Source organism: Phycisphaeraceae bacterium (assembly GCA_020851465.1).
GTDB lineage: Bacteria > Planctomycetota > Phycisphaerae > Phycisphaerales > Phycisphaeraceae > JADZCR01.
On the sequence record JADZCR010000006.1, the window covers coordinates 571,967 to 594,452 of the forward strand.

The 22,486-nt window shown below is 51.7% G+C and carries 18 protein-coding genes; 13 read left to right on the forward strand and 5 right to left on the reverse strand.

What is annotated here, in order from left to right:
- Positions 1-13: 13 nt before the first annotated feature.
- The 6 genes from IT444_08970 (at position 14) to IT444_08995 (ending at position 7,335) form a co-directional block, all read left to right on the forward strand.
- Positions 14-1,567, forward strand: coding sequence for a hypothetical protein (locus IT444_08970; protein MCC7192896.1), 1,554 nt, complete (start codon positions 14-16; stop codon positions 1,565-1,567).
- A gap of 6 nt (positions 1,568-1,573) precedes the next feature.
- Positions 1,574-2,452, forward strand: a complete 879-nt coding sequence (locus IT444_08975; GenBank protein MCC7192897.1) for an AAA family ATPase — start codon at positions 1,574-1,576, stop codon at positions 2,450-2,452.
- Between the two features lie 176 nt (positions 2,453-2,628).
- Complete coding sequence (locus IT444_08980) at positions 2,629-3,357, forward strand: CpsD/CapB family tyrosine-protein kinase (GenBank protein ID MCC7192898.1); 729 nt, start codon at positions 2,629-2,631, stop codon at positions 3,355-3,357.
- Positions 3,358-3,439: 82 nt separating this feature from the next.
- Entirely contained in the window at positions 3,440-3,922 is a 483-nt protein-coding gene (locus IT444_08985; protein MCC7192899.1) for a hypothetical protein, read from the forward strand.
- Positions 3,923-3,984: 62 nt separating this feature from the next.
- Positions 3,985-5,901, forward strand: a complete 1,917-nt coding sequence (locus IT444_08990; GenBank protein ID MCC7192900.1) for a hypothetical protein — start codon at positions 3,985-3,987, stop codon at positions 5,899-5,901.
- Between the two features lie 6 nt (positions 5,902-5,907).
- Positions 5,908-7,335, forward strand: a complete 1,428-nt coding sequence (locus tag IT444_08995) for a hypothetical protein (protein MCC7192901.1) — start codon at positions 5,908-5,910, stop codon at positions 7,333-7,335.
- Here the strand turns inward: IT444_08995 and IT444_09000 are convergent.
- Together IT444_09000 and IT444_09005 are read right to left on the reverse strand one after the other, a co-directional pair.
- On the reverse strand, positions 7,328-7,849 hold the full coding sequence (locus IT444_09000; protein ID MCC7192902.1) for a hypothetical protein: 522 nt from the start codon (positions 7,847-7,849) through the stop codon (positions 7,328-7,330). The genes IT444_08995 and IT444_09000 overlap by 8 nt on opposite strands.
- Before the next feature lie 66 nt (positions 7,850-7,915).
- Positions 7,916-8,383, reverse strand: a complete 468-nt coding sequence (locus IT444_09005; GenBank protein ID MCC7192903.1) for a hypothetical protein — start codon at positions 8,381-8,383, stop codon at positions 7,916-7,918.
- A gap of 86 nt (positions 8,384-8,469) precedes the next feature.
- Here IT444_09005 and IT444_09010 point away from each other — a divergent pair, with 86 nt between their 5' ends.
- The 3 genes from IT444_09010 to IT444_09020 all read left to right on the forward strand — a co-directional run bounded on the left by IT444_09010 (position 8,470) and on the right by IT444_09020 (position 12,973).
- The gene (locus IT444_09010) at positions 8,470-9,495 is read left to right on the forward strand and encodes a PhoH family protein (GenBank protein ID MCC7192904.1); all 1,026 of its coding nucleotides are present in this window, start codon (positions 8,470-8,472) and stop codon (positions 9,493-9,495) included.
- A gap of 193 nt (positions 9,496-9,688) precedes the next feature.
- Positions 9,689-12,004 carry an HDIG domain-containing protein gene (locus IT444_09015; protein ID MCC7192905.1) on the forward strand — a complete coding sequence of 772 codons (2,316 nt, stop codon included), beginning with the start codon at positions 9,689-9,691 and terminating at the stop codon, positions 12,002-12,004.
- A gap of 18 nt (positions 12,005-12,022) precedes the next feature.
- On the forward strand, positions 12,023-12,973 hold the full coding sequence (locus tag IT444_09020) for a threonylcarbamoyl-AMP synthase (protein ID MCC7192906.1): 951 nt from the start codon (positions 12,023-12,025) through the stop codon (positions 12,971-12,973).
- Positions 12,974-13,013: 40 nt separating this feature from the next.
- On the opposite strand, the gene IT444_09025 is transcribed toward IT444_09020, so the two are convergent.
- On the reverse strand, positions 13,014-13,328 hold the full coding sequence (locus tag IT444_09025; protein MCC7192907.1) for a DUF167 domain-containing protein: 315 nt from the start codon (positions 13,326-13,328) through the stop codon (positions 13,014-13,016).
- 37 nt (positions 13,329-13,365) lie between these two features.
- Here IT444_09025 and IT444_09030 point away from each other — a divergent pair, with 37 nt between their 5' ends.
- Both IT444_09030 and IT444_09035 read left to right on the forward strand, forming a co-directional pair.
- The gene (locus tag IT444_09030; GenBank protein ID MCC7192908.1) at positions 13,366-14,790 is read left to right on the forward strand and encodes a sulfatase-like hydrolase/transferase; all 1,425 of its coding nucleotides are present in this window, start codon (positions 13,366-13,368) and stop codon (positions 14,788-14,790) included.
- A 685-nt stretch (positions 14,791-15,475) separates the two neighbouring features.
- On the forward strand, positions 15,476-15,934 hold the full coding sequence (locus IT444_09035) for a GNAT family N-acetyltransferase (protein ID MCC7192909.1): 459 nt from the start codon (positions 15,476-15,478) through the stop codon (positions 15,932-15,934).
- Between the two features lie 18 nt (positions 15,935-15,952).
- Here the strand turns inward: IT444_09035 and IT444_09040 are convergent, their stop codons facing one another.
- On the reverse strand, positions 15,953-18,088 hold the full coding sequence (locus IT444_09040) for a heparinase II/III family protein (protein ID MCC7192910.1): 2,136 nt from the start codon (positions 18,086-18,088) through the stop codon (positions 15,953-15,955).
- Between the two features lie 338 nt (positions 18,089-18,426).
- Between IT444_09040 and IT444_09045 the strand changes: the two genes are divergently transcribed.
- On the forward strand, positions 18,427-20,400 hold the full coding sequence (locus IT444_09045) for an ABC-F family ATP-binding cassette domain-containing protein (GenBank protein ID MCC7192911.1): 1,974 nt from the start codon (positions 18,427-18,429) through the stop codon (positions 20,398-20,400).
- A 3-nt stretch (positions 20,401-20,403) separates the two neighbouring features.
- Here the strand turns inward: IT444_09045 and IT444_09050 are convergent, their stop codons facing one another.
- Entirely contained in the window at positions 20,404-21,225 is an 822-nt protein-coding gene (locus IT444_09050) for a HEAT repeat domain-containing protein (GenBank protein ID MCC7192912.1), read from the reverse strand.
- A 186-nt stretch (positions 21,226-21,411) separates the two neighbouring features.
- On the opposite strand from IT444_09050, the gene IT444_09055 reads away from it, so the two are divergent.
- Positions 21,412-22,440, forward strand: coding sequence for a hypothetical protein (locus IT444_09055; GenBank protein MCC7192913.1), 1,029 nt, complete (start codon positions 21,412-21,414; stop codon positions 22,438-22,440).
- The last annotated feature ends 46 nt before the right edge of the window (positions 22,441-22,486 follow it).

Consider the following 22,486-nt stretch of genomic DNA (forward strand, 5'->3'; position numbering starts at 1 on the left):
GTTGATAGTGAGCATGTTCCTGCCTCGCAAATATCAAGCTGAGGCTATCTTTGAACGCCGCAATGACATGGTTCTCTCGGAGATCACCAACCGGGGTGCTTCACAGAACTTCCAGGCTCCGCGTAATTCCGCAGTCGATGAAGTAGCCGGCAGTCCCGCCATTGACAGTCTCATCGCTATTCTGCGGCATCGCGCGGAAAAAGATCCCTCGCTGCAACCCGTACTCGATGAGGTAATCGCGCATCGCAGCGAGCTTCCGCGTTGGATACTTGTACGCTACGACGTATCGAGTGCAGAGCTGGACCGCGTGCGGGTGAGTCTGATCACCGGAAACGCGAATGTGTCCCGCACAGTTGTCAACACGCTCATCGAAAACTATCTCCAACGAACGCGTTTGGGAATGGAACAGCGACTCAAGCAGTCGGCTGACTTTTTTCAAGCTGAGGCTGACGCCGAACGCACGAGCATCGGGAAACTGGAGGATGCTTTACTTGCGTTTGAGATAAATCATTCAGAACTCCTGCCGGATAATCCGGTCAATCTGCAGACCACATTAAATCAGAACATGGAGGCAATGGCTGCGGTGGAGCAGAAGCGTACGGCGGCGCAACTCAAGGAGGAATCACTGCGTCATTCGCTTGAGACGACCCCAGCCACTTCACCTTCCATTCTGACGAGCCGTAATCCGGAGCTGACCCGGCTAGAAACCCGGCTGCGCGAGTTAGAAGCTGAGTTAGCTTTGTACACCGGTGTTTACAAGATGACCGACAAGCATCCGGACCTGTTAGCTCTGCGTGAGCAGATCGATGCGGTGAAGACACAGATCAATAGAACTGAGCAGGAAGTCGTAACGCAAAAACAAATTTCGCTCAATCCCAAGCGAGCGGCGATTGAATTGTTAATCGCCGGCGTCGTCGCTGAACGAGAAGCTCTCGATGCCGAATATGCCAGTATCAAAGATCGTATCGCTAAGCTCAACGCGCAAACCGCAGGCATGTTTGATGCCCGTGCGGATTATCGGAAGTTGACGCGGCAGACGGCAGAACACCAACGGCAACTAGCCTTCTGGGAAGACAATTTACGGCGAGTGAAACTGGCCCTGACGGCTGAGAATGGCGATCGCGGAGTAAAGCTCGACTTTATCAAACCTTGTGATCTACCGACACAACCGATTTCTCCTGATTTGACCCAGATACTGCTTGCGTCAATCGTGCTGGGCTTGCTTGCGGGCGGTGCAAGTGTGTTTATGGCACATCGAAACAACCAAGCTTTCATTCGCGGTGAGGAACTCGCAAAAACAGCCAATGCTCCGCTGCTAGGTTCGGTCAGCGAGATCATCTCCAACCAGTACCGACGCAACCGCCGAATCAAGCAGTTATTCCTTTATCCAGCAAATATCGCAGTTATGGGGCTAGTACTCCTGTCCCTGGCGAGCCTTTTATACATGGACCTCGAACGGCCAGAATTTTACGACCGTTTCAAACAGAGTCCGACAAAGTTTCTGATGGACCGACTGGCGGCGAGTACCTCAGCGACAGCGCAAACGAACTCCCCGGCAAACAGGTAAATTGCGATGTATCAGGATTACTTCCAGTTCTATCTCCTGCCCTTCGAGAATACGCCGGACCCTCGTTTCTTTTACGAGAGCGAGCAACACCGTGAGGCCTTAGCTGCGATTGAATACACCATACGCATGCGTAAAGGGTTTGTGCTTATTACCGGTGAGATCGGTTCGGGTAAGACAACCGTTGGCCGCACCGTCTGCGAACGGAGTACAGACCGTGCTCGAATCATCACAATTCTGCACGGTCACAGTACCGGGAGACAGGTCATCCGACAGATTCTCCGCGCAATGCAAGTGCCCTTTGGTGCAACGGATGACCATACATTTTTGTTGGAGAAACTTCGTAACCGGCTGCTTTCTCACGCAGGTGACACACAGGCGATCGTGCTGCTTATCGATGAGGCTCAAACCCTTTCAGACACTGCATTGGAAGAATTGCGACTGCTAAGTAACTTCGACACCGTGACTCAGAAACTAGTCCAGGTTGTATTAGTCGGCCAACCGGAGTTGCGACAGAGGATTCAGCAACCTGGATTTGATGCCCTACGCCAGAGGATTGTTATCGCCAAGCAAATTCAACCGCTCTCGCTGGAAGATACGCAAAGATATATCTCGCACCGAATCCGCGTTGCCAGCCGTGTCCCCCAAAATATCCAAGTAAGGTTTTCTGACGCAGCGATACATCAGATCTATCGCACTACAAATGGCCTACCTCGCCTGCTCAACATTACCTGTGACAACTGCCTGTTGCTTGCAATGGTGCGGGAAGTGCACCAGGTGGAAGTCGATATGGTAGCGCAGGTCGCCGCTGATGCTCTGCCGCGATTTGATGAGCCGAACATCGTGATCCCAACTGAGCCGAAATTCAAACTTGCAAGGAGCGCCTAATGGGTTACATCTTTGACGCTCTCAAACGATGCGATACTGGCCCGTCATCTGCCCCACCGCGTAAGGATGTTGTAGGTGAACCATCCGCCGCACCCCTACCGCCACGTCTGGTGCTCACAGACACAAAGAGACCTCTCCGTACTCCTGAGGCAAAGGGTTCATTAGATAAATTCACTGTGGATGATCGATTGGTTGCGCTGACCACTCCATCGAGTTTGATGGCTGAGGAATATCGCTCGATCCGTACCAGCATGTTGGCTCGATGGCAGCATCGGAGCCATCTCGTTCATACGATCACCAGTGCGACTCCGCAGGAAGGTAAAACCATCACATGTCTGAATTTGGGGTTGAGTTTTGCCGAGTTGCGTAATCGCAACACGATTGTGGTGGAGGCTGACCTGCGACTTCCGCAGTTCCAGATGCTTTTAGCTTTACCGCCATCGAAGGGAATTGTGGGCGTCGTGGAAGATGGCGTGGATATTCGCGCAGTGATTCAAGAAATAGAAGGTACTGGCCTACATGTGCTCCAGGCGGGATGTTGTGTCGATAATTGTGCAGTGCAGATTCTCAGCAGCAGCGCGATGTCCAACCTGCTGATACGTCTGCGAGAAAAATATGACCACGTCATCATCGACACTCCACCGGTGGTAGAACTGGCCGATGCGGGCATTCTTGGCGCGCAGAGTGAAGACGTACTCTTGGTGGCCCGGCTTCAGCGCACACCACGCGAGTTAGTTGAGCAGGCTGTTCGGAATCTGGCGAGTTTCAACGCTCCGGTGACCGGTGTGATTGCGACTGATCAGAAACGGACAAGTAATCAGCATTACCTGCGATATGGAGGTTATGGCTACGGAAATAGATCGCTCACAAATATCCGAAAGAGCTACCTGAGAAAATCCGCATAGAGATAGATGGGGCGGCGTGGGGAAGACTGTGACACGGGGCGGAGGAGAGAGACCTTTTTTAATTGCTCGGGAAGGATATGTAATGCCAAGGCTCGATGTAATAAAGCCGCGAATCACCGAGGCACCTGCCTCCTTACTTATGATCAGTCACTGTGTCCCACAGCCGGAAGGTAGCGTGGACCGGGTTGCGGCTTGGGATCTGTTAAACGAAGCTGCATCCCTTGGTGTTGTGTACCTCGCGTGTTTACATGATGGGCCGGTGAGTCTGACGCAATGGCGACGGTTGACATGGCTTGCGGAGGTAATTGTGCTTGAGTATCCCTCGCTCAAGACACGCCTGATGCGTTACATATCGGAAGTCAGGGCTGTCAGTACTGCCGCCGAGGACTTGCGCCCTCTTATTTCCATTTGGCAACGTGAGATGCTGTTCAATGCGGTAATCTGCACACGCCCCGCCTTTGAAGGAATGATCCAGCCACACACATTGATTTCGCCAAATACATCAATAGATCACGAATCGGGACCGATCTCTATTCCCATACAGACCTATGCCAAGGCTGCGTAAATCCACCGAACATGGGCACCTATCGCCTTCCCATAGTCGTCAAGCACAGCTAATCTTTGTACATGCCGTGGCAACCTCTGATTGAGAATAAGCGCCTGCGTGAATGGGTCATTGCGGGTCTCATGCTGGCTCTATTGGCGGGGACGCTTGGCTTGGCGTATATCGCTGTGCGGAAGCAGACGAAGTCTATCGCCATCGAAGGTTGGAGTACTCGACTTCAGCAGGTTGGAACCCTTGAGATCGAAATCCCGGAAGAATGGGCCAATCGCGCTATAACAACTCCGACAACAGGGTTTGAATCATTCCAAATTTTTGCCCCGGCAAATCAAAGCGGATCCCACTTATTGATTGGATCGCTACGGTTCGCCATACCCCGCTCGCCTGACGAAGCTCTGGCACTGGCACAAAGTGGTCTTCGTCTGTTTGGAACCAACTTTCAAATTGTCGAACGCAGCGGCGTTCGCGCACATCTGATGGTGGGAAGACAGTTCACCGCCATTGAACGCAGCCATTCCGACACAATCGAACATTTTTTAGGCGTACTGACTGAAGATGGCCGCCGCTATTGGGTTGTGTACCTGCGGATGAACTCGCCACAGCGTAATGCCCAAGCTGCTCTTGTGAACGATCACGCTGCATTCCAAGAAATTCTGCTTTCTGCCATCGACCACGAGTTTCGAGACGCGGTCTCCGATGACTTCAAAGATGCGGGTCTTCCTTCGGATGATCCCACTTTAAAAGAGATTGAAGGTTTGGGGCCGCGTGTATCTATCAGTGAGGGATTCGATCGTCCGGTCACACTGGTGCCGGTTGATGAGTCACCTGCATTACGTCTTTTTCGCGTACGTGGCAGTGTTGATCCGGGTATCGATGCAGGGAGTCATCCGCTGAGTCCGGACACCATATTTCGGCTTGAATTTCTCAAGGTGATGAATCGAGCAGCTTCAGCACAGGAGATCGCTCGGACCAAGATCGGAATGGATGACGCATGGAGGGTAACATTCGCATTCAACTCCACAGCTCCTTCAGAGTTGATTCGTGAGTTGTGGTACACGCGTCCCAAGCCGGGGTACGGACTGCTGATTGAGATCGTAACGGAACGCGAAGGCTTGGCGAGCTGTCGTATTCTATTGCCGCGAATTATCGATGAATTGAAGCAACCTGCCGAAAATACAGACAGCTCGGAACCCAAATCAACATTCGAGGAAGCTGCCAAGCGTGGAAGCGTTCTGGCACGTGAAATCTCAATCGCGGCTAGACAACACCACTCCCCGGGAGCTATCTACTATCGAATCGACGCCAAAGGCGGGGGAACGGAAGACGCATTGGGTTATCGCATCGATGAAAGGCTGCCGGTACCAGACAAGAAAACTCTTGCCGGACAGCGGTTGATCGTGATTCATGGCGAACGGACGATTACTGCACGATGGCAAATGAGCGAGGATGGCCATCAGTTTCGATGGCAACAGCAGTGGCGTACACGTCGTCCGACGTCAAAAGGCGAAGAGTTGCTCGTGCAGCAGGAACTTGATCTGGATAATGGCAAACTGCGCATGCTCGATGTGGGAGGGAAAAAGGACGTTTGGGTCGCCACTTTGCCAGACTCTTATTTGGGCCCAATGCTGGATGATATTTGGAGCCAGGAAGGGACAACTACCCGCGATCCTGCCCTGCTGTGGGTGACTCCGGAGGGCGATCCGCCGATAGCCTGTATAGTCCAATCGAAAGCTGTGGCAGCAGGTAATAACGATGCCGCCATACTGGTGAGTTGGAGGCCATTGTTACGAATGGATGCTGACATACAGGTGTTCGACTCCAGCGGACATTTATTACAGGCCGATGTCAACATTTCAGGGTCACCCGCGGGAGAGGCGGTGCGTACTCTCCATCGTGTTAAACGAGAGGAATTGCTCAAGACATTTCCTCAGATCAAAGTTGATCCCCCGTCTGCAAGTTCAACACAGCCCAGAGATCGGTAATCATCCATGCAAGCGAAACGCCAAAACATCACGATATTTTTTGTCACACTGCTAATGATTGTTTGCAGTACACATGCGGAAGAAAACAGCAACCCACCGACAATCAACACTAATCTGTTATCACTCAAAATATGGCGTGAGAATTCCTATGGCCTGCAGTTGAATCCGCCGTTAGGCTACCGAGTTCTCGAACAGAATATGGATGATGCGCTTTTGCGCATGCTTGGCCCGAATCGAGACGCCATTAACCTCTACATCAAAAAAAGCGACGATCCGCTCAACATGGACCGGCTTGAAGAATTGACAATCGGCCAGATCGGCATGCTGAATCCATCAGCGGTCATCCTTGGCGAACCGCAAGCCAAGCATACACGTCGCATTGGTGGTGCTCCGGGACTTCTGATTTATTTCCGTTTTCCTGCAAAAAAAGGTGGATTCTGGGTTCTCGGCCAAGCATTCATGCAAATCAGTCCTACCACACTTGCGTTGCTCCAGTTGGACGTGGATGAAACCAAGCTTGCAGATGTTCGTCCGACCTATGAAGCGATTCTCGATTCAATGGCCGTCGAATCACAGGAACAGATTGAAAAAGATCGCAATGCGATGATGGCCGCCGCCACGGAATGGAAGCAGTCAATTAATGCTGAAACTATCAAGAAAGCACTCGTTGCCGAACAATGGCTGAGAATCTACGACATGGTGGTCACGGCAAAAGACGCCAAGCCGACCGAACGTGATATTGGCTATATGCGTATCACTCAAGAGCCGGATAAGCGGCTCGACAATCAGGGATTTCATGTGTTGATCCAGGGGCGGATGTTGGTGGACTCCCATGCTTATGACACGCAGGCAGACTTTTTCGTCAGCAATGACCTGTCGGAAGAACTCTGGTCAGTCAAGACCACCCATCGTGTCCTTAAAAAAGATCAAAAATTAGATGCCGTCGCTCAAGCTGCGATGGCGGATATGAATACCAATGCAGAGACCGGCGTGCGATCGCGCGGCCAAATCAACGTTAAACGAACAGACCGATCGGGAAATAAGGACTTCAAGTGGGATCAGCCGGGGACCGCTCCTCTTCCAGCCACTCAGCCTGGAGATAAACCCCCTGTACAACAGGAACCACTGCCATTTGTTTACCTTTCCCAGGTCGAATTGCAAATGCTCGATACGCTGCTTCCTCACAAGAAGCCTCTGAGTATTGGCTTTTACGCCTACTCAGCCGCAACGGGAAAAGTGTCGTTTCGGACAGAACGTGTCGAACCTCGCAAGAATGGATCGTGTCTGGTTTACTCACGAGTAAGTCCTGAACAACCAGAGCAGGTCAGTGAGTTTGATGCGACAGGAAAACTTGTGAAGCGAGTTTTACCTAATGGCCAAGTGATCGTCCCTACATCGCCATCGGAACTCAAATCTCGTCGCCTGTTCAAATAGGTCGGCAGCAAAAGTGTTGCAGGGCTGGATCCACTACGCGGGACATCGCATGGACATTGAGACCGCCTCCCAGAAACCGATCCATGATCGCTGCGATAGAGGCTGGTGAAGCGATTGCTCTCTCGTAATCGATTTTGCGGACACGAAACTGTGGCTGTGTTTTGATCCACGCATCCGTTTCTTGAATTTGTCGGCTATAAATCTTCGCAAGCTTTTCGTTCGGTAGTTCCGCTCCGGTTCTGCCGAGTCGGGCAAGCATCGCGGCCTGTGATGCAAGCACATCCCGCATCTCACGGCGTATAAAAATCACGCGATACTCAACTCCCTCCGGCAGCATGGGGATGAGTTGATATATCACCTTGACCGCTTTACCTACGGCACTATTACACCACAAGGCATCTGTCGCTGTTCGTTTTACCGCATCGAGTTCAAAGTACCCCAAAGGATTGCTGACATCGGTTGGGCGCACATCATCTATCAACGGTTCAATACCACCTGCGGCCAACATCTGCATGACCATAGACGTACCGGAACGTGGTAACCCCGTGACTACCGTAATCCACGGACGCGTGATCATGATTTAATCGGGGATGACGAAGGTGCCGCCTCGATGAGGCATCGGTTTTCCCGAGAGTACCTTCTGTAGTCGGGTGATAAATACGGACTCAAGCTCGCGGGAGCCAAACCTGCCGCCTTGGAGTGTGATTGCAATCACACCTTTACGCAATTCCCAAGCGAGAATCTCGATCGTCCGTCCATCTGGCGCAAGGGCGTTGGCATGGATCGGTTCCCGCTGCAGAATAGTAATATTGGATGCTGAGATTGAAAGCAAACCCCAGTGAACTTTTTTGATGGTGCGTGGAATATCCGTAGGTAACCGCTCATATTCGCCATTGACTTCCGCATATGAACCTTGAGTAAACCGATCATCGATGATGCCGGGTTGCGTCATCGCAGCGACGGGTCGGATTTTCACTTTTGGCGTACAGCCTTGGATAACTGATAAAACCGCCATCATCCAGAGTGCGCTCTCCACGAGGATTTGCACGGAGTGGTTTTTTATCCTTGATTGCATCAGGCGGGTAGAATAATAAAGGTAAAGAACCCCGCCAAACTAGGAGGAGTGTTTCGGCATTGGAACTGACTATCAGCTTGCCACACGGCGACCAACGACTGGCCATGACCGGTTCGGGCGAACGAAATCTTAAAATCATCCGCGAAGGCCTGGGGGTCAATATTTCGGCCCGTAATGAATCGCTGAAGATCAGTGGTGAGAGCGATGCGGTAGGTCGAGCTGCTCATGTGATCGAACAGCTTGCGGAAGCTGCAAAACGTAACCGCCCTCTGACCCGTCAACAGGTGATTGATAGTATCGCAGCGGCGACACGTCACTCTCACAGCCGCGGGCCAGGGAGCTTGCACATAGACCGCCAACACCAGCGGCATCAGTCAGAATCCAATAACGGTGATGGAGAAGATGGCACGGAACTAGAGGTCTATCTTGGTGGCCGACAAATCACAGCCATGACCACGGGGCAGCGACGCTACCTCACCGCAATGTACCAGCATGATCTGACGTTCTGCATCGGTCCAGCAGGAACTGGCAAAACATACCTCGCGGTTGCAGCCGCTGTTGCAATGCTCCGTCGAGGTCAGGTTCGCAAGCTCATGCTGGTACGTCCCGCGGTCGAAGCTGGCGAAAAACTTGGGTTTCTTCCCGGCGATATGCAGCAGAAAGTCAATCCCTACCTTCGCCCCCTGCTCGACGCGCTGCATGACATGATGGACTTCGAGCAAATTCAACGTTTCATGGCGACCGACGTAATTGAGATTATTCCACTCGCTTTCATGCGAGGTCGAACACTTAATGATGCCGCTGTAATCCTTGATGAGGCACAAAACACAACTCGCTCGCAGATGCTCATGTTCCTTACGCGACTTGGTCACGGCAGTAAGATGGTCGTAACCGGCGATACGTCGCAGATCGATCTTGAGGAACCAAGGGAATCAGGGTTGATTGACGCCGCTCGACGGCTTATCCGCGTTACTGGCATCGGGTTTGTTACGCTAGAGCAAACGGATATCGTCCGCCACAGCCTTGTTCAACGTATCGTCGAGGCCTATGCCCCGCCAAAAGAGTCCAATAGGCTAGATAAGTAATTCATAGGATGGAGTTTATAGACTCGGTTAAAGGCTCGGAGATCAAGTCAATTCTGAGAGTCCAAAACTAGGCAAGGCCGATAATTCTTCGAGCGAACTCAAAGTCTGCCATGGCACGCCGCCGGAATTAAGCGACTACAATAAATACACCATTGTCGGCCGATGAATAACAGGCCCGTGTTGATCGCTTTTCATGCAACTTTTTCGCCAGCACAACTCGCTGCGCCGACAGGAAGTTCGTCGTGCATTACCGAAGGAGCCGCCGTCGTGGCTGGCGTGGACCCGTCGGAAAGATGTCCTGTGGGCCATCCTACTGGCAGTCACACTCGGAGCGATCGCGGGGTTAACCGCTCTTCGCGCGCAACATCGCTTGAATTACGCGGAAGGCCAGATCGTGTCAGATTCGATCGTGGCGCGTGCGGAGTTTAAAGCCCGCAATGAAGCTGCGACGGAAACAGCGAAGAAAGCTGCAGCCGCACGTGAGCCTTCCGTTTACTCGCCTAACCCTGCATTTATCTCCTTTGTGCAGGATCAATTTAACTACCTTGCAAGCAAGGCCACGGACCCCAATGTCGCTGATGCCAGGCAATTTCCAGCTTCACTGGAAATGAAACCCGAAGCACTAACCCGACTGCGGTCCTTCTTCGCCGGCAATGGTCTGCCACAGGAACAATGGCTCGGACTGACACAACAATTCCGCGATGACCTGCTGACGCTAGCCATCCTTACACCGGACCGGGCTTTAATCGAACGTAATGAAAAGAACCCCGCCTACAAGATTGTGATCCAACATCCGCTGGGTGATCTGGAGGTAGTGCGAAGCGAAATCCTTAGCGTTGATGACGCAATCGCTATTCGTGAACGAATCGACAGCAAGGCAGCGAAGCTCTTCTCCCCCCTGCTGCCTCGTGTAATCGCTGCGTTGATAAGCCAGAATACGAATCCGACTTATGTTTTTAACGAGGAAGAGACAAAGCTGTGTAAACAAAGGGCCTCGGATCGGGAGCCTGTTGTTGAGAAGACATTTCGAGAGAACGATGTGATTGTCGCAGCCGGCCGAAGAATCAACGCGGCCGATATCGAACTTCTGGAACTGGAGCGAGCTGCCTATGACACGAAGATTGATCAACAGAATCCCTGGATGCCGTGGATATCGGGTACAGGGCTTGTTGGTCTGATTATGCTCGTTAGTGCCAGCTTCTGGGCATATATCCTCGTGTACAATCCGCGTATCGCGGCAAACCCGATGAGAGGCATCGCCTTTACAGGCCTTGTGCTCTTAGCTCAGACCGCAGCTGTATCCGCAACCCTCGCCTATCCTCGATTGCTCTTTTTGACGGCAACACTCCCAACACTGATATCCGGCGTCGTACTGGCAATTGCATACGATCGGAGATTCGCCCTTACCGTTGGTGCGCTTCATACGCTGCTCATCATGATTTCGCTCAATCTGCCAGCGACTTTTGGCTTCGTACTGCTCGCAGGCTTGGCTACCGCGATCAGCCAGCTCAATGAAGTACGCAGCCGCTCTAAACTTCCCTTAACCGGTCTCTGGTCTGGCTTGGCGATGGCATTGGCGGTATTTGTTACCGGCTTTGCTGCGCGACGACTCGATATCAACGCCTCGCTGCTCGACTCATGCAAGGAAATCGGCCATGACGCGCTCTTTGCCCTCACAACCGGGCTGGCGGTTGGGTTGATCGTGCAGGGATTGTTACCGCTGATTGAACGATTGTTCCGCGTAACGACTGCGATGACACTCAAGGAACTCAACGAGACGACGCTTCCGCTCTTACGGCGTCTGGCGCAGGAAGCACCGGGAACGTACCAACACTCACTACGTATCGCAGACATGGCAGAGGCCGCGGCCCAGACAATCGGAGCGGATGGGTTACTGTGTCGCGTAGGTGCGATGTATCACGACGTGGGCAAGATCAATAAGCCGCACTATTTCGTGGAGAATCAGGCTGGCGGCCCCAACCGACATGAAAAACTATCCCCGGCAATGAGTGTGCTGATCATCATGGGGCATGTAAAAGATGGTGTGGAGATGGCACGCGAATACCGCTTGCCGCAATCGATCCGACAATTCATTGAGACGCATCACGGCACCACGCTGGTTGAATATTTCTATCATGCTGCCAAGCAACAGCGAGGAGCTCAGGATGAGCCAGCGCCCAGCGAGTTTGAGTTCCGCTACGCGGGGCCAAAGCCGCAGACTCGAGAAGCTGCAATCATCATGATCTGCGATGGTATTGAAGGCGCAGCCAGAGCGATGGCTGAACCCACGCACGCCAAGCTAGAACAGTTGGTACACAATATGTCCCAGAAACGGCTTGCTGATGGACAATTTGATGAGTGCAATATCACTCTTCAGGAGTTAAACAAAGTCGTTCACTCAATCGTTAAAACATTGGCCGCAATGTATCACGGTCGTATCGCATATCCACAGGATGCCGATCCCCCACAGGTGGAGAATGAAGTTCGCCCCGTAACTGCTGCCTCGTGATCTCTTACTACTTCTCCCTTGAACGTTCCATCCTCTACTCTCAGCTCTCTCATTATCCGTGCCAAGGAAATTATCCTTGCGGGCGGAGTGGTCGGCCTGCCGACCGAGACCGTTTATGGGTTGGCTGCGAATGCCCTCGATCCCATTGCGGTTGCCATGATTTTTGAGATTAAGAACAGACCAAAATTCGACCCCTTGATCGTGCACGTGCCAGATACTTCTTCACTCGAGGAACTGGTTATAGAAATCTCTCAGACAACACAACGACTTGCTGGCACATTCTGGCCCGGACCGCTGACACTTGTATTACCTAAAAATAAGATTGTTCCTGATATCGTCACTGCTGGATTACCAAATGTAGCGATCCGTGTGCCTGATCACCCTATCGCTCAACAGCTGCTTCGCTCAGTTCGTGTGCCCCTCGCCGCACCTAGCGCGAACCGATTTGGCTCTGTCAGCCCTACGACTGCAGAACATGTTCGGCAGGAACTCGGGAATGCTGTTCCACTTGTACTCGAAGGCGGCTCCTGCCGCGCAGGGGTTGAGTCAACCGTGTTGTCTCTTGTTGAAGAACCCACACTCCTGCGTCCTGGAGCAGTGGCCATTGAGGACATCGAAGCAGTCATCGGTTCGGTCCGTCGACTTGATAAAACCGATAAACGAATTCTGTCACCGGGCATGTCCGCACTCCACTATGCCCCGAGAACCCGACTTTATTTTGGAGGCAGCCGACCGGTTGGACGTGTGGGCTTATTGTCACTCGGCCCGCCCAGCAATACGAGTGGTTATACAGCAGTAGAGGTGTTGTCACCTTCCGGAAACACTATTGAAGCTGCTACAAATCTGTTCGCAGCGATACGCCGCCTTGATGCGATGGAACTCGATGCCATCTACGCTGAACCTGTTCCCGATCAAGGGCTTGGCCTGGCGATCAATGATCGACTCAGGCGGGCAAGTGCAATACGTTGATTGACTTTGACCAGTGTCAAAGCCGTCCGTGATTTCATCACTATTCAAGATACTTCTTCATACGCTCTGTTACCCGGCACAAACTGATACCTCGGAGCAATAGACGCTTCTGAGGCTGGGTGTGACCCGCCTCCACAATCACGTCGCGAGAGGGAATCCCCAGTGTCTCGGCCAAGAGCAAGCATACAGCTTGATTCGCCTTCCCATCCTCAGGAGGTGCAGCGACCAGTATCTTGAGTCTCCCGCCTAATATCCCAGCAATTCGGCTTTTGCTGGCACGAGGAACGATTTTAACTTGAACTATTACACCCTCAGGGTTTGTTGATAATACGGTCGTTAATTGAAGATTCCCCATTGCCGACACCCTGATATCACGTTAGCTTCACATCATCATGTCGCGGCCACATCTTATTTTTCTGATGGCTGACCAGCTCCGCTATGACGTTCTCGGAGCCTACGGCGATCATCAATGTCCAACCCCCGGCCTCGATCGGCTGGCCGAACGATCTACAATTTTTGATCGGCATTACACGCCTTGTCCACTCTGCGGTCCTGCCCACGCAAGTATCCTCACCGGCCTCTCGCCTCGCCAGCACGGTGCCCTCATCAGTGGATGGTTCCACAGCGAGCAGTCATTCGGTTTTGTAAAGCCAAACATCACACTATTCCCACAGATTCTTGCTGAAGCCGGGTATCGAGTTGTGCATGTGGGAATTCAACTTCTCCGCGGGTCAAAAGGCTCACGATTACAAGCTGCTGGAGTCGAGTACTCAGGGCCTGCCAGTAACGGAGAGCACCTTCGTGATCTGCTGTCTCGCAATCTTCAGCTAGGTGATGTCGAAGCTTTTCGCGATCCAATCATAGATACAGAGAATGGCAAGCCAACGGTTTTCACGACATCATCGCCCCGACCTGCGATTTTTCCTCTGCGGGAGGAATTGTTTCTTGATGAAGTTCTTGCAACCCGTATGGTAGAAGTGGTTAACCAACACGTTAACACTGGAGATACCCGCCCGCTTGCTCTTTTCGGATTCTTCTGGCTACCGCATCCACCTCTTTGGGCTCCAAAAGTATGGGCGAGCAAGGTTGCGGCTGATGCCATTTCTTTGCCGCCGCACGTTGGCAAGTGGTTTTCCGGCATGCCCGCTCTGCAATTGGCAAATATTCCTGGCCAATTAGGAGCACATGTAAGCCTTCCACAATGGCGAGAAATCTGGGCTATGTATTTTGGCATGGTCGCTCTGATGGACCGTTGCGTCAGTCGTGTACTGGCAGCCTTCGATTATGCTGCGATGTTGGACGACTCACTGGTACTTTTCACATCAGATCATGGGGACATGCTCGGAAGTCATCGACTCTATGGGAAGATGTGCCTCTACGAGGAGGCCACCCGCGTACCACTCCTATGCAAACTGCCTCACCAAACCTCTTCCCGACGAGTGCTGGAAATGACCGATCATCTAGACCTCGTTCCGACACTCGCTGATCTTGCAGGCATCTCCGCACCAACAGGTTGCGCCGGTCGCAGCCTGCGTACTCTGGCTGAAGGTCAACCCAATCACGAACCGCGATTACAAACATTTGCTGCCTACGACGGTAATGCCGGCCGCGGATTTACACAGCGTATGGTGCGTACCGCTACGCATAAGTTGATCCACAACATTGGAGATCGTGCTGAACTTTATGACGTGATCGAAGATCCGCGAGAAACACGTAACCTCGCGGGGCAAGTGAAAGAGAAGACAGTGGAAATAGAACTAAGAGATATGCTCAACAAGTGGATGGCTGATACTGGCGATGATGCGCCTCGCTGCTGAGTTTTATCTTTGGGGGCTAGTCATGATGATGGTGATTTACCGAGACTTCCACGGCTGCGTCATGATCAAGTACAACGCAATCCCAGTAATAACTGCGCCCAGTGCCAACTTAACCAGTCTATGCACCGGTATGCCCCACAGTTGTCGCTCGTATGGCACACCTTGATTGATCTCATCCAAAGATGGCAAACCATCGAACCGTGATGGCACCGGAGTCATGTAATTACAGTTAGGGCACTTCACCTTCTCCCCCGCATGCACGGAACGGACACGTAACTTTTTAGCGCAGTGCGCACAGCGGATACGGATAAACTCGTCATCACCCAGAACAAGCCGGTGGCGACCTTCAGATTCGGTTGGTCTGGCGCACATGAGAAGCCCCCTGATTAGCGGATCGAAGAAAGGCGGAAATTGCCGAGGCTTAACGGATATCTTACTCGACAGGTTAACTTATACGTAACCTCATACCCATTTTTACAGCATTCAACCACCAAGCCGTTCGTAACCTATTCAACTAAAGACTTTTATCGATTGTAAAATATGAAGCCAGATTGTCCGCATTTCGTACTGTTGATTTTTTTCTTGAATTGGATTCCGCGTTTCCGCTTTGACAGATCCGGGTCTCGTAGTGGAAATGCTTCGTTTAGAATGAATCCACTATCGTAACGCATGGACGCATTTAGTCATGGCCAACGCCAAGATTGATATTGTCGGTAAAGCTGAGATACCACTGATCGCAGAGCTTTACTCCAAGATTTTCCATCCCGCAAGAGATGCGGAGTTTTTCCGTCGCAGATTCCTTGGTCGTTACAACCAACTTCTCCTGGTCGCCAGTCTCGAAGAGAAGCCGGTCGGGTTTTACGTTGGGTTTGAACTAAAACCAACCGTTTATTTTTCGTGGTTGTTTGGCGTTTCACCTGATGCCCGCCGCATGGGTATCGCCTCGCAGCTTATGGAAGCTGCCCATTCCTGGGCAATTAATGCGGGTTACGAAGGCATGCGCTTTGAATGCCACAATCAACATCGCCCGATGTTGCACTTGGCTATCTCACAGAAATATGACATCGTTGGTATTCGCTGGGATCCCGATCGAACTGCCAACCTTGTGATCTTTGAGAAACAGCTACAGCACTTGGAGGGTTGATTCCATTACTGCATAGTCTCAATGCACACTCACGTCGTGGGCTATGCCCGCAATTGAATTCCACTCAAGTTGACGGCGAGCATCACTTGGCGTGATGTAGGTGCCATCAAAGGCAGTAACACCCATCACCTTACCCTGTGAGTCGCGTCGGATGTGAATGAACGAAGCATCTGTCTCAAAGCCGCCGAATAATTCACAGCTACCAAGCATCATGTCCATGCGGTACATCCAAGCGAACTGATCGCATCGACCATCCGCGTGTGCTAACTCTAACCACCCCGGTTTTATGCCGGAGGCAGATTGAGCTTTAATTTTGACGGCCGCTGGTGTGGCGCCAGCGAATGGCAAGATCATGGTTACAAAGTCTGCGTAGTGTTTGTGCATGTGAGGCAATTCGATCCGTACCTGTGATGCGGGAGTCAAACCGTCATCGGTTGGCAGCCAGCCTCGAATTGTTGCTTCTTCTTTACGTCCAATACCAGCTGCCATCGTCACCTTCGCTCCTTCGGGAATCACCGCCATGTGCAGAGCAACATTACCCCGCTCGTGAGCTGTATGTACCACGCGATTATTAAGATCGAGGTTGACATCCCCTTCCATCAGTTGCCAATTTGCTTCCACAGAAGGGATAGATGCGTCCGACTCTGGCAGGGATGTCGGTACACGGTACATGTTGTCGATCACGAGTACGCCTAGATCGTGTACAAAAAGTGCAATACGGCAATGGCTAGCCCAGATACCGTGCGACATTCGATCGAATCCCCAATTGTAATTGCCCTGCCAATATCCCCCTTCATAATCTGATCGACAGATGTCATACACAGGCAGCGTTGCTCCCTTGGCTACTTGTCGCGCATCAGCATGAAAATACCGTGTAATCGATGGATTAGAACTCGATTGGTTCCAACCATTGAGGTTTAGTGTGTTGTGAGCACGCGTGGACTTGCCGTGAAACGATGCCGGATCGGACTCTTCATAGGTGAGCCATCCCGGATCGGGCAACAGGGTCTTGCCGAAGGCATGAATTTGAATTGTATTGCGTGAAAGATGGCAGTGGCCGCCACCATACGTAGTAGCGTCAAAGGTGACGTAGGTGGCATCGGATGACCAGTCCGTACGCAGGTATGCTTGACCGGCATCGAGAAAAAAAGCTGAAGTTGGTGGATTTATCTCTGGAAGTCCAACACTCTTTCGGAATGCTGCTCGATCTTGCAAAGCGGTACTAATGGCATTCCGTGACGGTGCGGGGCCATCATTATCCGGAGTAATTCGAGAACCCTGACTGTCGTGTATCCCATTGTGCGCGCCGTTAGGTCTCAATGCTGCAACGGCATAGTCGTAAAGCCCCGCCACTATATCGTGATTGAGATCTAACCCTATTTCAGGTACGTGCCTCGCTAAGGTGACAAACTTATCGGCCACGCGAGTCATCCAGTGGTGATAGCCGGGGGTGCGTTCCATATGCGCGCCATCCCGAAGTACTTGCCGACGAAACGCATCATTGAGCAAACGGACACCCACACGACGCCATACCTGCGAACTCGGGTGATGTGAAATTCGAATGCCTGAAAGCAGGAGCGCATCAGCATTGGCGATGCGCCAGTTGATTGTTGGTGCCGGATGTTCCGAGAGATAGTTCAGTTGTGCTGCTGCTGAATCAATAACACAGCGGACAAATGCTTCGTCGAAGATAGGGCTGCTCATGAATGCGGGTAGCGTTCCCAGCCAGCCATTGTGCTGCGAATCACCCATGCGCAGCCCCAAGTTCAGCACATTGTCATATCGTTGCATCGAAAACGTCGCCGACGATTGTGGAGTGGGATGAGAGGCAATCCAATCCTCAATATAGTCTCGTGCAGCTTGTACATAATGTGACTGGCCAGTTTGTAACCATGCTCTGGCAAGCGAACCTAGAGTAAAAAAACGATTGAGTTGAGCAGGCCATTCCTGATGCTGGTGATGCTTGCCGGACCAGTCAATATTCCGGCGACCGATAGTTGTTGGAATCAGACCATTAAACCGGAAAAGCAACACTCCATCGACAGCACAATCAGCAGTTCGACGCGTCTGGTCATTCCATGCTGGCAGCGGATCGCCCCATGCGGAAAAGATCGGTGAAGCAGCAGATTGGAGTTGTTGAAGGAGAGTTGGCATAGGTTCCTCTAGTCGTAATAAAAGTCGCACTTCTCAAATGGTTCTTATTGGAGCAGATCATGCGATCGAATTGCTTCGCCACTTGTGTTTCGCAATAAATTTACTTCTTTTGTAGTACCGTCTAATTAACCACGGCATGATACTCATTGTGCCCCATAAATCGCGGTCGGCGGCGGCAGGTACGTCCCATTAATACGAGATCCGGATGAACCAACACACGAATGTTTCGTGATGGTCAAGAAGACAGAGTGGTACTTGGGGGCTAGCAGGGACAATCCATTCGGAAACTCGTTCTTGGCGGCGCATTAATCATAATAACGTGCTACTCTACGGGGCTCATGGCACTCTTGAGTGTGGCTAATCTGGTGCTTTCCATCGGTGACCGACGTATTCTTGACGGCGTCAATTTAACTGTGGACGCCGGTGAGCACGTAGGGATGGTTGGGCGTAATGGTTGTGGTAAGTCAACCCTATTGAAACTGATCTCCGGTCACTGCACTTTCAAACATGACGAAGGCCAGATTCAACTAGCGCGAGGCGCGACAGCCGGCTATTTGACGCAAGATCCGAATCTTGATCCGGATCGCACTCTTCGTGATGAGGCTGCCACTGCATTTGCCGAACTGGAAAACCTGCATCGACAACTGGAAGAACTCGCACACGAAATGGGGACGGCTGAGGGAGACGACCTCGATCGTCTACTCAAGCGATATGAACTAGTCGAACAGAAAGTCCAATCAGCAGGCGGTTATGCTGTCGATCATCTGATTGATGAGACTTTGCATGGCCTGGGACTCACGGATGAGTTCTTCAACGTCAAGGTTAAGGATTTATCCGGCGGGCAGAAAGGTCGACTTGCACTAGCAAAACTTCTGCTTTGGCAGCCCGATATTTTGTTGCTTGATGAGCCAACGAACCATCTCGATATCGCCGGCCGTCAATGGCTCGAAGAATATTTATCCTCTTATAACGGTGCGGTTGTACTCGTAAGCCATGACCGATGGCTCCTCGATCATGTCGTCTCCAAGATCTATGAGCTTGAAGAGGGACGAATGGTTGAGTACCCGGGAAATTATCAAGCGTTTCGAACACAACGGGCTGAGCGGCGGCTTGCAGCACAACGTGTCTATGAGAAGCAACAGGAACGTGTGAAGCACGAACAGGCGTTTATTGACCGCTATCGAGCAGGTCAGCGGGCAGCCCAGGCGCAGGGACGAGAAAAACGTCTGGAACGCTACAAACGCGACGAACTGGTCGAAAAGCCTGTCGAGATGAACGACATGAGCTTGACACTTCGACCTCGAAGCCGATGCGGAGACCTGGTTGCGACTGCCGACCAAGTAACGAAGGGTTACGAAAACAAACCGCTGTTTACGAACCTATCGCTTGTGATCAAGCGTGGTGATCGTGTGGGAATCATTGGTCCCAATGGTGCAGGCAAATCCACACTTGTGAATACACTTCTAGGCGGCGTCCAGTCTGATAGCGGTGCCGTACGTGTAGGAAATTCGGTGGATGTAGGCCACTACCGACAAACCCACGAACATCTTGATCTACGCAGCACAGTCACCGAGTACCTCCAGAAATTTGTTGCAAGTGGACACGAGCAGGAAGCAAGAAATCTCGCTGGAGCTTTTTTATTTTCCGGATTCGACCAAGACAAGCCTCTCTCGGTACTTAGCGGCGGAGAACGCAGCCGTGCTGTACTCGCGGGGCTAATGGCTGTTGGCCACAATCTGCTGGTTCTTGATGAACCAACAAACCATTTGGACATCCCTAGTGCCGAACGACTCGAAGACGCCCTCAAACAGTTCACTGCCAAACCTGAAGGATTTGGAGATAACGTAACAGGCGGAGGTACTCTCATTCTCATTACTCACGACCGTATGCTGCTTGAAGACCTGGTAGATCAACTCATCATTCTCGACGGTCACGGCAACGCGAGACACTTTCTGGGGACTTACAGTGATCTTGTTGCTGCCCAACAAGCGGAAGTAAAAATGAGTAAGGCAACATCGGAGCCCCACCGAAAAATCACATCACCTCCAACTGCGACAAAAGCCCCCTCACCACAGGTAAATAAAAGGTTAGATGCCAGCAACAGTTCTGGTCCCTATGCAAAGTTATCACAACAGGGACTGGAAGAAAAAATAGTAGCGATTGAGACAAAGCTGGCAGAGTTAGATAAGGAACTGGCAGACCCGGATATTTATCGTGACAGAGGAAAAGTCAAAAGGCTCCAAGAGAAACGATCACAATTATCAAACGAGTTGAGGCCGCTCGAAGAAGAGTGGACCAGACGAGCAAAGTAATACTCAGTTTGCTTCCGCTGTCTGAGTGGTCGCGCCAACCGGCGGTGCGGGTTGTGGGGTTGGCTTCTTTTTCCAAAACTTTACGTAGTCGAGTGTCCCCTTGGGTTTGGTGTAGGGCTTCCAGAGGTATTGTTGCTGGTTTTTAAAGAGAGCCTCACCCGGATGTTCTTTTTTGAATGCCAACCAAACAGCACCGTCCGGATCAAGGTTCTGCCCAGTCAGTGTCTGTAGTGACTCGTGCGCATTCTGTACAACAGCATATTCCTGGTCGTCCAGCGCACTAACCAATATTTCAAACACTCGTGGTTCGGCATATTGACCAAGTGCCGTGGCGGCAGCCATACGAACGTCGGAATCTTCGTCTTTCGAGACGGCAAGCATCAACGGTTCGACGGCAATTGGATTGTGTATTCGTTGAAGAGCCAGAGCTGCTTCCCAGCGAACAAACGATGCGTCATCCTTCAGACGACGCACAAGAAGTGGAACGTCCTCCACCTTCCCATGCATGGCAAGAGCTTTTACGCACGCAGCTCGAACAGAGGCATCCTCATCATCGATGAGCATACGATAGGTACGAAGATAGGGTTCATCGCCTCCGAACTTCGCATTGGCCAGCAGGATAATTCCACGGCGACGCTTATCTGCATCGTATGTGTTGAACACTTCACGAGTGACCTCGCCCGGCGATGGCGGGAAGAAAGGTTCCATCGCGTCCTTCATGATTTTATTGGCGTCACAACCACCTATTGACATAGGTAGAATGCCCCAGAGTCCGGCAAACAGAAGCAGCTTTACACCCCAGATATCGCGATGAGTTCGATCCATGTAGTTAAGTTTATCGGTAATCCTCGCGTCTAGCACACAGGATTCTCGGACGGAAAGGGGTTTGAATGACTTGGTAACGATCACTTCCGAATAAAGCTATGGATGAATCGTTCAATCATCAGCCGGCTCGCGGGTACATGCGACAGATCTCGTACAATTCCGTTCTGGCCTACCTAGGCAACCCTGATGACCAGACGCTGGCACCAAATCATTCATGCTGTGCAATTACTTCGCCTTGAGGTAGTTTTTTCCGCGATCAGTAATGCGTGGCTGGTGGTCTTTCTCGCTTGGCAAAATGAACCAGGCTCCGCTGGCCAGCATACGCCGGGGTTTCAATCACTGGAGTTCGCGCTCGTACTCACTCTGGTCGTAGCTGGGGGGCTGGCTATTTATGGCATTGCCCTAAACGACGTCCTAGATGTGCGACACGACCGCACGTTCAGTCCATCTCGCCCCATTCCAACAGGTGCCATTGGGCCAATTGCGGCGGTCATTCTGGGAATCCTGTGCCTGCTTGCAGCCATGTTGGCATCGGTATTTCTTGGCGTGGGTTCAGCGGTGCTTTGCGCTCTTACTGCTATCACGATCTTATTTTTCAACCTGACAGGAAAATTCCTGCCTGCTGTTGGGATCGTACTAGTTGGTTTAATGAGAGCTCTCAATATGTTCATTCCGTTTCCGTGGATAGCCTTTGCCTGGCCTATCTGGCTAACCATGACCCATGTAATGGCTTGTTACGCCATTGTTCACGTATTGGAAGGGAAACGGCCACGACTGCGTGACGAAGATTGGTGGGCAATCTGTGCAGGTTGGATTTTCTGGACGCTCACCCTCGTGACATGGATGAACTGGCGTTATCACGGTTCACCTGGCGCGATGCATGGCCGTCCGTGGATGTGGATTGGACCAATGATTGCTGTCGCCATTTTTGTCTGTATTGCCTGGCTAATGCTGCGCCACAGAATGCGTCCAATCCGAATCCGTCGAGCCACAGGCAGTGCCTTTATGCGATTCGCAATGCTCTGGCTGATCGTATATGACGCAGTATGGCTCATCTCCCGTGAACTTTATGGTCCAGGATTGTTGCTTATGTTTTTCTTTCTGCTGGCTTACTGCGTTGTCCAACTGGGTGAGACTCTTCGTCAACTTTCAGAATCAAGCACGAAATATCACATAACCTCACCACGTCAATCCATAGAAATATCACGGCATTGACAGTGATGCTTTTGTTTGTTTGATATCAATAGTTGAGCCATGAAAC

Bases quoted from the DNA above. Each gene is read 5' to 3' on its own strand.
- IT444_08970 (MCC7192896.1), top strand. From the start codon at position 14: ATGTTCCTGCCTCGCAAATATCAAGCTGAGGCTATCTTTGAACGCCGC.
- IT444_08975 (MCC7192897.1), top strand. From the start codon at position 1,574: ATGTATCAGGATTACTTCCAGTTCTATCTCCTGCCCTTCGAGAATACG.
- IT444_08985 (MCC7192899.1), top strand. From the start codon at position 3,440: ATGCCAAGGCTCGATGTAATAAAGCCGCGAATCACCGAGGCACCTGCC.
- IT444_08990 (MCC7192900.1), top strand. From the start codon at position 3,985: ATGCCGTGGCAACCTCTGATTGAGAATAAGCGCCTGCGTGAATGGGTC.
- IT444_08995 (MCC7192901.1), top strand. From the start codon at position 5,908: ATGCAAGCGAAACGCCAAAACATCACGATATTTTTTGTCACACTGCTA.
- IT444_09000 (MCC7192902.1), bottom strand. From the start codon at position 7,849: ATGCAGATGTTGGCCGCAGGTGGTATTGAACCGTTGATAGATGATGTG.
- IT444_09015 (MCC7192905.1), top strand. From the start codon at position 9,689: ATGCAACTTTTTCGCCAGCACAACTCGCTGCGCCGACAGGAAGTTCGT.
- IT444_09025 (MCC7192907.1), bottom strand. From the start codon at position 13,328: ATGGGGAATCTTCAATTAACGACCGTATTATCAACAAACCCTGAGGGT.
- IT444_09030 (MCC7192908.1), top strand. From the start codon at position 13,366: ATGTCGCGGCCACATCTTATTTTTCTGATGGCTGACCAGCTCCGCTAT.
- IT444_09035 (MCC7192909.1), top strand. From the start codon at position 15,476: ATGGCCAACGCCAAGATTGATATTGTCGGTAAAGCTGAGATACCACTG.
- IT444_09040 (MCC7192910.1), bottom strand. From the start codon at position 18,088: ATGCCAACTCTCCTTCAACAACTCCAATCTGCTGCTTCACCGATCTTT.
- IT444_09045 (MCC7192911.1), top strand. From the start codon at position 18,427: ATGGCACTCTTGAGTGTGGCTAATCTGGTGCTTTCCATCGGTGACCGA.
- IT444_09050 (MCC7192912.1), bottom strand. From the start codon at position 21,225: ATGGATCGAACTCATCGCGATATCTGGGGTGTAAAGCTGCTTCTGTTT.
- IT444_09055 (MCC7192913.1), top strand. From the start codon at position 21,412: ATGACCAGACGCTGGCACCAAATCATTCATGCTGTGCAATTACTTCGC.